10 protein-coding genes are annotated in these 11,776 nt (G+C 39.5%); 5 read left to right on the forward strand and 5 right to left on the reverse strand.

Features of this window, described 5'->3' with window-relative positions; genetic code table 11:
- Nucleotides 1–317: 317 nt before the first annotated feature.
- The 4 genes from ACE1B6_RS23475 to ACE1B6_RS23490 all read right to left on the reverse strand — a co-directional run bounded on the left by ACE1B6_RS23475 (nucleotide 318) and on the right by ACE1B6_RS23490 (nucleotide 4,315).
- Complete coding sequence (locus ACE1B6_RS23475; protein ID WP_413259700.1) at nucleotides 318–1,970, reverse strand: metallophosphoesterase family protein; 1,653 nt, start codon at nucleotides 1,968–1,970, stop codon at nucleotides 318–320.
- A 147-nt stretch (nucleotides 1,971–2,117) separates the two neighbouring features.
- Nucleotides 2,118–2,333 carry a hypothetical protein gene (locus tag ACE1B6_RS23480; protein ID WP_413259701.1) on the reverse strand — a complete coding sequence of 72 codons (216 nt, stop codon included), beginning with the start codon at nucleotides 2,331–2,333 and terminating at the stop codon, nucleotides 2,118–2,120.
- Nucleotides 2,334–2,785: 452 nt separating this feature from the next.
- Complete coding sequence (locus tag ACE1B6_RS23485; RefSeq protein WP_413259702.1) at nucleotides 2,786–3,601, reverse strand: class I SAM-dependent methyltransferase; 816 nt, start codon at nucleotides 3,599–3,601, stop codon at nucleotides 2,786–2,788.
- On the reverse strand, nucleotides 3,602–4,315 hold the full coding sequence (locus ACE1B6_RS23490; RefSeq protein WP_413259703.1) for a serine/threonine-protein kinase: 714 nt from the start codon (nucleotides 4,313–4,315) through the stop codon (nucleotides 3,602–3,604).
- A 282-nt stretch (nucleotides 4,316–4,597) separates the two neighbouring features.
- On the opposite strand from ACE1B6_RS23490, the gene psb34 reads away from it, so the two are divergent.
- A complete protein-coding gene (psb34, locus tag ACE1B6_RS23495; protein WP_413259704.1) occupies nucleotides 4,598–4,765 on the forward strand; it encodes a photosystem II assembly protein Psb34 in 168 nt (55 codons plus the stop codon).
- Nucleotides 4,766–4,912: 147 nt separating this feature from the next.
- Nucleotides 4,913–6,157 carry an L-lactate MFS transporter gene (locus tag ACE1B6_RS23500; RefSeq protein WP_413259705.1) on the forward strand — a complete coding sequence of 415 codons (1,245 nt, stop codon included), beginning with the start codon at nucleotides 4,913–4,915 and terminating at the stop codon, nucleotides 6,155–6,157.
- A gap of 307 nt (nucleotides 6,158–6,464) precedes the next feature.
- On the opposite strand, the gene ACE1B6_RS23505 is transcribed toward ACE1B6_RS23500, so the two are convergent.
- Entirely contained in the window at nucleotides 6,465–9,236 is a 2,772-nt protein-coding gene (locus tag ACE1B6_RS23505; protein WP_413259706.1) for a cation-translocating P-type ATPase, read from the reverse strand.
- A 285-nt stretch (nucleotides 9,237–9,521) separates the two neighbouring features.
- Here ACE1B6_RS23505 and ACE1B6_RS23510 point away from each other — a divergent pair, with 285 nt between their 5' ends.
- From ACE1B6_RS23510 to ACE1B6_RS23520, 3 genes are all read left to right on the forward strand, one after another.
- Complete coding sequence (locus ACE1B6_RS23510) at nucleotides 9,522–10,328, forward strand: glucose 1-dehydrogenase (protein WP_413259707.1); 807 nt, start codon at nucleotides 9,522–9,524, stop codon at nucleotides 10,326–10,328.
- Between the two features lie 218 nt (nucleotides 10,329–10,546).
- Nucleotides 10,547–10,750 carry a hypothetical protein gene (locus ACE1B6_RS23515; protein WP_413259708.1) on the forward strand — a complete coding sequence of 68 codons (204 nt, stop codon included), beginning with the start codon at nucleotides 10,547–10,549 and terminating at the stop codon, nucleotides 10,748–10,750.
- A gap of 18 nt (nucleotides 10,751–10,768) precedes the next feature.
- A complete protein-coding gene (locus ACE1B6_RS23520; protein ID WP_459563091.1) occupies nucleotides 10,769–11,575 on the forward strand; it encodes a TVP38/TMEM64 family protein in 807 nt (268 codons plus the stop codon).
- The last annotated feature ends 201 nt before the right edge of the window (nucleotides 11,576–11,776 follow it).

Genomic DNA, 11,776 nt, shown 5'->3' on the forward strand with positions numbered 1-11,776 from the left:
CAAACGACTGGGGAGAATCCGGCCTCTGGGTCTTCAATAGAGATATTGAGGATTTAAGCTGTTTCGTTGAACCAGTAATCTCAAGAGGTGATTCTGGGAGAATCCCCCGTCACAGCATCGCTTGACGGGGGAGTATGTCAATAGAGATGAGATTATCCCATCCAGCGACGATTAAGCACTACAGTAAAGTAGGGTTGTTTAGCTTAATTGCGATCGACACCATCCTCGCATTAATCTATTTAATAGAGGAGAGTTGCTTGGAGATCAAATTCCTGGTATCGGTTATCCTGTGTTCAAGCTGAGAGTCCGAATTAGTTTTAACTTGCAAGCAAAGAAAACTCATCAAATTTAATCACTGGTGAATTTGGTTCTCGCGTATCAAAACAATAACTGCTCACCGTACCATAGGCAGTATTTAAAATACTAAACACGGTGAGATCGTTACTTGCGATATATGGCAATGGTTGATTATTTTCATTAACTAAAGGTGCAATTGCGGGGATAATTGGATCTAATCCATTGGGGTTGCCAGTTGCAACATAATTTGCTGAGTTACTATCTGGTACAGGTCGTTTCTTCTCACCTAAAGCTGCACCGTAAGAGTTACCAACATTGGAAGTTTCGAGAAAATTAACGCCACTGGAATTAACGAAACGATTCCATAAATGAGAATGTCCAAAAAATACCAATTGTACTTTTGCGGCATTGAGTAATGGTTCAATATCCCGAATTAAGTAATCTTTTTCTTTCGGGTATTCATAGCGAATTGATTTAATTGTCCCATCACTATCTCGATCGATTGTTTGCACGGGATCGGTGAAGGGAGGAACTATATTATCTCCTAAAGTATGGGGTGGATGATGTAGCATTACTACTTTATATTTAGCTTGCTGAAATTCAGGACTATTCAATTCTTTTTCTAACCATTGATATTGGTTACTACCTTGATGAATTGGCTCGAAAATATGCTGTCCGTATCCCCAATTTTCGGGGGTGTTTAAGTCGCGATCGCTCTCCCGATACTTCCCCTTAACAGTACTAGCTAAACTCGGACTACGCCAAACACAAGCAGCAAATAATACTACTAACCGCACATCCCCGATCGTAATTGCATAATATTTTTCTCCCCCAGGACTATCATTAGGTAAAGTGAAAATCTCTTCGTAAGTATCTGTATTAAAAGAGTAATCCTTTAAATTAACTTTACCCTGATAAGTTTGTTTAGCAACTTCGCGAGGGAAAGTATCATAAAATTGTTCGCTTAAGCTGCTTGATTGGGAAAATCTTCCGATAACTTCGTGATTACCGATAGTGGGAAATATCGGCGCGTGTTGAATTATTTCTCCACCTTTATAAATAGTAGAAACACCATTTTTTTCTAATTTATAATTGGCTTTTCCTTGCAAGCAAGGGAAGAAAGCATGACCTCGGTTATCATCGAACCATTCGGAAGCGCGATCGGGAACATTCACCAAATCCCCCGCAAAAAAAACCGCATCAACTCTACCAATTATTTCAGTTACTTTTTGCAAATTCGCTGCCGTCATTGGCATTAATTGATGATCGGAAGTCAGTAATATTTTTAAACCTGTTCCTGGCAAAGGTTTAGCGGTAAGAGTAAACACTTTACTATTAATAATTTCCCCATCTTCCCTTTCACTACTAACTCGATAAGGAATTCTTTGACCCGGAATTAAACCCCTCACTTCTGCTTCATGTCGCCAAATATTCCGCCAAACGGGTTGTTGATAAACTTGATTTTCTGCGGTTTGCTCCCTAAATTTTGACTTTTGATCTTCGCGGGTGCGACTGAGCTTAATTGTGTTGGCTTTAACAATTTTTTCTAAGTTATAGCCAAAGGTAACGGTGTGGCGAGAACCGAGAAATTCTGTAAACCAAACTACTCGAATCGAGTTTTCTGTCGGAAGTTGCAAAAATGGATCGGTTAATAGTTGCGGTTGGGAAGACATAATCAGAGAAAGTAGGCCAACTCTGCCATTAATTTACCAGTAAATCAACTTAAAATAGTAGAAAATTCTTCCCAGTTACCTGAATCTTTTTGGCGGAGACGTTCATCCTCAACAAACTTTGCCCATTTTTCTCGAATCTGATTCTTATTAACGCGAATCTGTACCCTGATTAGGGCCACCAACCACTTTAACATCTCCTCCTGGCGCTTCCGGTTCAGCACCAGAGCGAACATCAGTACCAGATTCTTGACCTGTCATGCGGGATCTTTCATCTAGCGGGGTGTTACCTTCTTCTGTGGTTGGTATATGTTCTGATTTGTACTTGGCATTTTTTTGCCGATCGTCCTCTGCTTTATTCTTCATAAATTTGTACACTCTTCAACAGGTTATTCCACAAGAGTAGTCTTTAGTTTCTTGCAAGTATTCTATCTTCAGGGGGTGATTAACTCGTTTATAGTTGAGATAGTCTGATTATTCACTTTCTAGGGAAAAGTAAAGTTTTTTATCATCTTTAACCAAAGGTTTGAGAAGGTGGTAAATTAATAATTGAAGCTTCAAGAGCTTCTCAGATAGAGATTACAGCCCAAGTCCACTATTAAATTAAGGAGGAAAGTAGCTGTTTCATTTACTATCTATTGTGTTAACGAACAACAGCACTCAACAACTAGAAAACTGATATTTCCTCAACTGAAAAAGGGGAGTAAGACAACTGGATCTGAGTTTTTCATTGTCGCTCCAAGTTGAAGTAATTAACAGAGGAAATCACTCGGTAAGTCCAGTTTGGGTGCTGTTGTTGTTGTGAGTATTTATATTTTTCAGGCTGAAGTTGCTATATATAATTTTGTCAGATAAACGAGACGAACTTGACCTTGATTGTCAGAAAATCGATCGCAAAACTCCCCCAACTTCAAAATCAATTCTGCTAAAGCAGTTCCTTCTTGAGGTGTAAAACCTTGGCTTCTGGCTAATCCAACTAATCCGACTAAATCCAAATGTTGCTCAAAAGTAAAACTATGACAACGCAGGTTTTTAAAATAGGGAAGCCATAATCCTTGCCAAAATAATTGATATTGCAAAGACTGGAGTAATGTTTTTATTTGTGATGAAGATGAGGTTTGATTTTGTCGATCGCTCCCAGCTGCAAACAGTAACTTAGTGTAAGCTTGAGAAATCACATCTGTTTGCTGCCAAAAATTCCACATTAAAGCCACTCTTCCCCCAGGTTTGAGAATGCGGTGAAACTCCGCCAAACTTTTGATAAAATCAAACCAATGAAATGCTTGAAAAGAAATTACTAAGTCTACAGATGCCGTTTCTAAAGGAATTTTTTCAGCTGTTCCAGTTAAAAACTTGACCCTTTCATGAGGTTTTGCAGCTAGAAACATATCTGGGTTGGGTTCGATCGCAAATACCCGCACACCTCGATTTGCCAACAATCTCGAACTGATTCCTGTACCCGCACCAATATCAGCCGCTAATAATTGATTTGGAGATGGTAAACCTGACAAGATTTTATCAATTGCTGCCTCTGGATAAAGAGGACGGTATTTTTCGTAATCTTCACCAACATTGCAAAAGTAACTTAAAGGATTAGTTACTAACTCTTTAGGATTAGAAAAATCAAAACTCATTTATTTTTTTGCTAATTTGAGCAACTTTCTATTACCAAAAGTCTGGCGAACTAATCGAGCCATAAAAATAATACTCGAACTTGCCAGACGATAACTTTTACGCACAATATTGAGCAAAAAATAAGGTACTTTTAACCGCAGAGGATAAAACAAAGGAAGGTATAGCCAATAGTATGCTTGCTTGAGATGATCCCATTTACTACAAGTTTCCAAATGTAGAAAATCAGAAATATCTACAACTAATCCTCTTCCTTCATACATCATCACATTCCGACCATGAACATCATGGGGGTAAAGTCCACGACTTCTGGCATACTCCAAAGCTGCGTCAATATCTTGGATAACTTGTTTGGGAATTTGCAAACCTTTGGAAAGGCAATCGTAGAGAGTGACTCCATACAAGCGTTTCAGGACTAAAACGCCATTTTCGCCGTAGAAACACTGAGAAAATGCCGGATGAGCACCTAAGCGACGGTAAACTTCCAATTCCTCCTCAAAACCCGGACGGGAAGGAGCGTAAATCTTCACTACCACTTCTGGATAATTGGGATGACAGAGGACTGCGGCGTAGTTTCCTGCGCCAACAAGTTGCCAAGGTGCGGGTAAATGATGCACTACTACTGGATCGTGAGGATCGATGCTCGCAATTTGTAGCTCCGACAGTAGTTCGGTGCGAATAATCTCTACTAACTGATTAATATGCAGTTGCTCCATATAGACCTTAATATCTGGTTTCGAGATGGCCCAAGAACATTAGCGATCGTAATTAATCTACACTTCTGAAACTGTAATTCCTACTTCTAGAACTGGCAACTAGCTACACAGTCAGAGTTCAGCGGCTCCAACCCTTGTCGCTGAAGGTTTTTGTTCGCCATAGCTAAAACTTATCTTAACTCTCAGCAAGTCTAATACCACAACTCATTTAATCTCTTGACAGTTTGTAAATAATTCGTTACATTTATTTACATAAGTTAACAAAGAGAGAGAGAAAAACAAATGTACACCACTGATGACAAAGGCATTTTGAACAACTACGCTGTTGAACCCACCGTTTACTACGCTGAGTACCCTTCCCAAGAGCAACAGCAACGCTACCTTTTCCAAGGTGCGGCAGCAATTCTGTTCGTTAGCTTGTTAGTTTTGACTGCTTTCGGGGTTAGCTAAGGATTTATTAAGATTTGAGCCAAAGTGAATCGCGTCTAATTATCGGAATTCTCCTCTGAGCCTCAGCCTAAAAAAAGCTGAGGTTTTTGCTGTTTTCGTGGAATTAGCGATAACTTGATCGGAAGTAATCACGTTTACCGATCGATTATGAAGTTAGAAAGTCAGAACCAAGATTTGACATTGTTTGGGCTACCAGCAGAACAGGGAAGATGGTTATTAATTCCTTTGGGGATGCTGGTTTTGCTTTGTTTGGGAACAGTTTATTCTTGGAGCATTTTTCGCAAGCCGTTAGAAGCATTACTTAACATTGGAGCAACGGAAAGTTTATTACCTTATACCGTTGCCTTGGTTTTTTATGCCACATTAATGCCAATTACGGGTTTTTATGTCGATCGCATCGGCACCCAAAAAATTGCTGCTTTTGGTGGTTTAATTGTCGGAGTGGGATACATTCTTTCCAGTTTCGCTAGCAATATTTCCATGCTGACACTTACCTATGGAGCGATCGCGGGAACTGGCGTTGGCATTACTTATGGAATACCGATGGTAGTTTCGGCTCGCTGGTTTCCCGATCGCAAAGGTTTAGCTGTTGGTTTAACTATTATTGGTTTTGGATTATCTCCCTTAGTAACGGCTCCCTTAGCAAAAGGTTTGATTGATGCTTTTGGAATTAGACAAACTTTGTTGATTCTGGGGATTGTTTTTACGATCGCTATTTCCTTAATTTCTCTTACTTTGAAAGTACCGCCTCCAGAATGGAAACCACAGGGGAAAAATTTTGCTAAAATTACCCAAATTTCTATACCAAGCAATCGCCCTAATATGTTACAAACTCGCTCGTTTTATGGGTTGTGGATTTGTTACATGATTGGGGCTTTAGTTGGTTTGAGTGCGATCGGAATTTCTAGCCCCGTAGCTCAGGAAATTATTCAACTCGATCCAATTGTCGCAGCGAGTACAGTTTCTTTATTTGCTCTGTTTAATGGTTTGAGCCGTCCATTATTTGGCTGGTTAACCGATCGCTTTCCAGCAAAATATGTTGCCACTGGAACTTACGTTTTAATTATCATTGCTTCCATTTTGATGCTCAACGCTAGTTCTGGAGAAGTCGCTACATATATAATTGCTTTCTGTTTATTTTGGTTTTGTTTGGGAGGATGGTTAGCGATCGCACCCACGGCAACCTTGAATTTATTTAAACCGGAAAATTATGCCAAAAATTACGGCATTGTCTTTACAGCTTACGGTGTCGGCGCACTTTTAGGAACTTTAGTTGCTGGCAGAATTCGCGATCTATTTGGCACCTACACCTACGCTTTTTATCCCACAGCTTTTCTTGCTGTAATTGGGATTATTGTTGCCATGACAACATTGAAACGCGAACACATTTAAATCATCAATCATTCCAGTACAAAATTAATCGAATCTAATATTCCGGCGATCGCTAAGCTGTTACGCATTTAAAAGTCATATTGTAGGGTGCGTCAGATTTAGATATTTTCCTTTCTACATAGGCTTTACCGTCTGACGCACCCTACTCGTTAATAAGTGATTTAAATGCGTAACAGCTTAGGACTTACGCACTCTCAGCCTGAAACCCAGATCCCCCCTAGCCCCCCTTACCAAAGGGGGGAATTTCTCAAGCCCCCTTACCAAGGGGGTTGGGGGATCTGAGTGCGTAAGTTCTAAATTTATAGGATTAATTAAGAGGATCGAAGCGATTGACAAAAGCGGCTACCGGAATCATTGCTACGCCGATAAGTAAGCAAATTAACCATTGATTAAGGTTCAATGGTGCTGTGTAAAACAACCTATTCATTAGACTCCACTGGCTAAAGATAATTTGCAAAATTATCGTACAAACAATTCCAATGCCAATGGCTGGTGCATCGTTAATTTGTGCCACTCTCCCGCGAAGTTTCTTAGCGATCGCACTTGCCCATTGACTAATACTTAAAAGATAAAACAATCGTCCGGCTACTAATGCTTGAATTGCCATTGTCCGAGCTAAAGCAATATTTCCGCTAGTTCCTTGAATCCACTCAAAAACACCAAAAATTAAAATCCAATTAAAAACAGAAATCACGATTATTCGCTGTAAAAGTTGGCGATTAAGTAAAGATTCATTGGGATTGCGTGGAGGACGTTGCATCACCCGTTCGGTTTTTGGCTCAAAGGCTAAAGGAACTGTCATGGCGATCGAATTTACCATATTTAACCACAGCACTTGTAAAGATAAAATCGGCAAAGCTCTGGCTAACAATACACTAATTAAAATTGTCATTGATTCGCCGCCATTTACAGGCAAAATAAATGCGATCGCTTTTTGCAAATTTCGATAAACAGTACGTCCTTCTTCCACCGCTGCTTCAATAGAAGCAAAATTATCATCAGTCAAAATCATATCAGCAGCTTCTTTCGCTACTTCTGTCCCCGCTTGTCCCATTGCAATCCCAATATCTGCTTGTTTGAGCGCAGGTGCATCATTGACACCATCCCCCGTCATCGCCACAATTTCACCTTTAGATTGTAAGGCTTCAACTAATCGTAATTTCTGTTCGGGAGCGACACGAGCAAACACCGATCCATCTTCTACAGCGGTTGAGAGTTCCTGTCGATCCATTTGGGCAATTTGCTGTCCCGTAAATGCCAGAACTTCCCGATGTTTACTTAATCCCATTCGGGATGCGATCGCTTTTGCAGTCACCGCATGATCGCCTGTAATCATCTTCACTTCAATCCCCGCATTTTGACAGGCTTGCACAGCTTTAATCGCTTCCTGTCTTGGCGGATCGATCATTCCTTGTAATCCAGTTAAAACCAAATCTTCTGCAATATCTTTATGATCTACAGATTCCTGATTTGCTGATACTTCTTTCATCGCAAAAGCTAACACCCGCAAACCTTGCTGCGCCATAGCATCAACTTCTCGATGCACAATTTCTGAGTCTAACGGAATCAAATTTCCCTGAGAGTCTAACATATTTTGACTCCGAGAAATCAAAGCTTCAACTGAACCTTTAACATAAATAATCCTTGATTTATCATTACTTGAATTTCCTTGTTCCCCAGTCCCCAATCCCCAGTCCCCAATCCCTCCTTCATGCAAAGTTGCCATATATTGAAACTCTGATTCAAAAGGAATTACATCAATTCTGGGCATTTCTTTTTCTAAATCTGCCTGAGTTAATCCCATTTTATTACCAACTGCAATTAATCCGCCTTCAGTTGGATCGCCGATTACTTGCCACCTTTGATCTTTAAATTCTAAATGGGAATCATTACATAATAAACCGCTAATTAAACACTGTAATAAAACTGGAGAATTTGTCAAATCAACAGGCTGATTATCTAACAGAATTTCCCCATCAGGAGCATAACCTGTACCAGTGACAGTGTAATTTTCACCACCTGCATAAATAGCTTGTACAGTCATTTGATTTTCTGTTAATGTTCCTGTTTTATCGGAACAAATAACAGTAGCACCACCCAGAGTTTCTACAGCTGGTAATTTACGGACAATGGCATGACGACGCGCCATTCGAGAAACGCCGATCGCCAAAGTAATAGTAACAACAGCGGGTAAACCTTCGGGGATTGCACTAACAGCTAAAGCTACAGCTGCTTCAAACATTTTTACCCAGGTATTACCATATCCCAAACCAACAGCAAAAGTGAGTGCTGCTACTCCTAAAATTACGTAAAGTAAGATGCGACTGAACTTGTCAAATTTGCGCGTTAATGGCGTTGACAGACTCGTTTTCTGCTCCATTAATTGCGAAATTCGCCCGGTTTCTGTAGATTCTCCGATCGCAACTACAACACCTTTTCCCTGTCCAAAAGTCACAAAACTACCAGCATAAACCATATTAGTTCGTTCGGCTAAAGCTGCATTGCGATCGATCGTTTTTGTGTCTTTTTCTACTGCTATTGATTCACCTGTAAGTGCTGATTCATTAATTTGTAAATTTCGCGCTTTTATCAGTCGCAAATCTGCTGGTACTTTGTCTCCAGAGGTGAGAATTACTAAATCTCCTGGTACTAATTCTGTAGAGGGAACTTTAACTTTTTGACCGTTGCGTAAAATGGTAGCATCTGTTTGAACGGAAGAAGCTAAAGCAGCGATCGCACTTTCTGCTTTTGATTCTTGCACATATCCAATAATCGCGTTAATTAAAGTTACGCCCCAAATTACCCAAGCATTTACCCATTCTCCCAAAAAAGCTTTCACTGCACCCGCAATCAATAAAATATACAAAAGCGGTTGGTTAAATTGAAGAAGAAATCTCACTACAGGACTTTTTCCCGCTTTTCCCTTCAGTTCATTAGCACCAAAACGTTCCTGTCGTTTTGTCACTTCACCTGATGTTAATCCCCTTTCTAAATCGCTGTCTAAATGCTTAGAAACCTCTTGTACAGACAAGTTGTGCCATTGCTGCGACTGACTTTTCTCATTTGTTGTTGCTGTCATATTATTTGCTCCAAGTCTTACTATTGGTAGATGAATTAAAAATCAAACTTGTGTAGAGAAGGAATTGATAATTCGCTAATTTTCTTCAATTGTAGCAGTAAAAAAATGAAAGATAGACGCGATTCAAAACTCAGAAAACTACCTTTTTGAATATGACTGAACCAATTTATTAAACTATTATTCATTTAGTCTAAGCTCTAATTTACCCTAGAAAATTTGCTAGGAAATTTCATTGTTGGTTTTAACTCAACCAATTAAAGTTACAGAAATTGAAGGTTAAAAGTGATGAAGGGATTAAAAGGTAAAAACGCATTAGTTACTGGTGCAACTTCGGGAATTGGTCAAGCGATCGCAGTTCGTTTAGCTCAAGAAGGTGTTAACGTTGCTATCAACTATCGCCAAAGTCCCGATGATGCTTCCGACACCTTAGAAATGTTGGAATTAGCTTGTGAAGAAATTCGTGGTTGTGGTGTCAAAAATGTATTAGTACAAGGCGATGTTTCCCAAGAAAAAGATGTTATGGAAATGGTAAACACCGCAATTGAAAATTTGGGTAGCCTCGATATTCTGATTAATAATGCCGGAATTCAAATCGAAAGTGCGGCTCACGAAACTAAAATTGAAGACTTCGATCGCGTATTAGCCGTTAATCTCCGAGGTGCTTATATTTGCGCTCGTGAAGCAATTAAACATTTCCTCGATCGTCAAATTCCCGGTATAATTATTAACGTTTCTAGCGTTCATGAAATCATTCCCCGACCTCACTATTTGAGCTATTCTATCAGTAAAGGCGGTATGGGAAATTTGACCAAAACCTTAGCTTTAGAATACGCTAGCCAAGGTATTCGAGTAAATGCGATCGCCCCTGGAGCCACAATTACTCCCATTAACAAAGCTTGGATTAACGATCCAGAAGAAAAAGCAAAAGTAGAAAGTCACATTCCCATGAATCGAGCCGGAACCGCTGAAGAAATGGCGGCAACTGTAGCATTTTTAGCATCAGAAGAAACCACTTATATCACCGGACAAACTTTATTTATTGATGGTGGTTTAACACTTTACCACGACTTTAGCGAACCCTGGTCAGCTTAGAGTTAAAGATTCACCCTGTACATTGTTGCGCTTTGGCGCTAATCTGGCGATAAAGCGCAACAACGTATCTTTGCACAGCGAAAAGCTTCTTTAAGCATAATTCCCGGCACTGTCATGTAAGCTGTTACGCATTTAAATCACTTATTAACGAGTAGGGTGCGTCAGACGGTAAAGCCTATGTAGAAAGGAAAATATCTAAATCTGACGCACCCTACAATATGACTTTTAAATGCGTAACAGCTTATGTTTATCTTGCTTCTCTAATTGGTGACTTAGCGATGTTAAGAAAACCTAATCAAGCAAGCAATTTAGAAACCAAAATTGTTCAATGGTTGATTCGGGGAATAGGATTACTAGCTACAATTACCGTAACAGTTTATTTAGCCCACCTGACTGAAAAAGCTTTAAACACAACTCTTTAAATTAGGAAAAATCAGACAATGTTACAACCGACAATAACTAAATTGATAGTTCCCCAACCGGAAAAGAAAACGATAACTCCTATATTCACCAAAAACACCACAAAACTAGTTAAACTCTTTTTTCTGACACTAACAGCATTTAGTTTTAGCTTAATATTTACCGCAGAACCAGCTTTAGCACAAGAATCAGCCCAAAATACTTTACTATTTAATCCTCAACAATGGTTACGAAATGCTTTAGAGTGGATTGAAGGACTTGGTTCGGTAGGTGCATTAGCATTTATCGCACTTTATATTATTGCCACCGTCGCCTTTTTACCAGGTTCAATTCTCACCCTTGGTGCTGGTGTTGTCTTTGGGGTAGTTATGGGTTCCTTTTATGTTTTTATTGGTGCAACTATTGGCGCTACTGCTGCATTTTTAGTTGGGCGTTATTTAGCTCGAAATTGGGTTGCTAAGAAAATTGCAGATAAGAAAAATTTTGGGGCGATCGATCGAGCAGTAGGAGAAGAAGGATTTAAAATAGTTTTATTAACTCGCCTTTCTCCGATCTTTCCCTTTAACCTATTAAACTATGCTTATGGTGTAACTGGAGTTTCTCTCAAAGACTTTGTTCTCGCTTCCATTGGCATGATTCCCGGCACAATTATGTATGTTTATATCGGTTCTTTAGCTGGTAGTATTGCTACAATTGGAACTCAATCTCAACCAGGTAATCCTAACGCACAATGGGCAATTCGGATTATTGGTTTTATCGCTACAGTTGCAGTCACAATTTATGTAACAAAATTAGCTCGCAAAGCTTTAGAAACGGAGGTTTTATAATTGGCAGTTGTAGTTGTAGGGTGCGTCAGACTATAAATCTCAGTAACAACATCAAGATTTTAACTTCTGACGCACCCTACGGAATCAAGTTTTATGATTAGTGCGTCAGACTATAAATCTCAGTAACAACATCAAGATTTTAACCTCTGACGCACCCTACGGAATCAAGTTTTATGATTAGTGCGTCAGACTATAAATCTC

It is taken from the genome of Floridaenema fluviatile BLCC-F154, from assembly GCF_041929135.1.
Classification (GTDB): Bacteria; Cyanobacteriota; Cyanobacteriia; order Cyanobacteriales; family Aerosakkonemataceae; genus Floridanema; species Floridanema fluviatile.

Coding starts and splice junctions, on each gene's coding strand:
- ACE1B6_RS23475 (WP_413259700.1), bottom strand. CDS start 1,970: ATGTCTTCCCAACCGCAACTATTAACCGATCCATTTTTGCAACTTCCG.
- ACE1B6_RS23480 (WP_413259701.1), bottom strand. CDS start 2,333: ATGAAGAATAAAGCAGAGGACGATCGGCAAAAAAATGCCAAGTACAAA.
- ACE1B6_RS23485 (WP_413259702.1), bottom strand. CDS start 3,601: ATGAGTTTTGATTTTTCTAATCCTAAAGAGTTAGTAACTAATCCTTTA.
- ACE1B6_RS23490 (WP_413259703.1), bottom strand. CDS start 4,315: ATGGAGCAACTGCATATTAATCAGTTAGTAGAGATTATTCGCACCGAA.
- psb34 (WP_413259704.1), top strand. CDS start 4,598: ATGTACACCACTGATGACAAAGGCATTTTGAACAACTACGCTGTTGAA.
- ACE1B6_RS23500 (WP_413259705.1), top strand. CDS start 4,913: ATGAAGTTAGAAAGTCAGAACCAAGATTTGACATTGTTTGGGCTACCA.
- ACE1B6_RS23505 (WP_413259706.1), bottom strand. CDS start 9,236: ATGACAGCAACAACAAATGAGAAAAGTCAGTCGCAGCAATGGCACAAC.
- ACE1B6_RS23510 (WP_413259707.1), top strand. CDS start 9,522: ATGAAGGGATTAAAAGGTAAAAACGCATTAGTTACTGGTGCAACTTCG.
- ACE1B6_RS23515 (WP_413259708.1), top strand. CDS start 10,547: ATGACTTTTAAATGCGTAACAGCTTATGTTTATCTTGCTTCTCTAATT.
- ACE1B6_RS23520 (WP_459563091.1), top strand. CDS start 10,769: ATGTTACAACCGACAATAACTAAATTGATAGTTCCCCAACCGGAAAAG.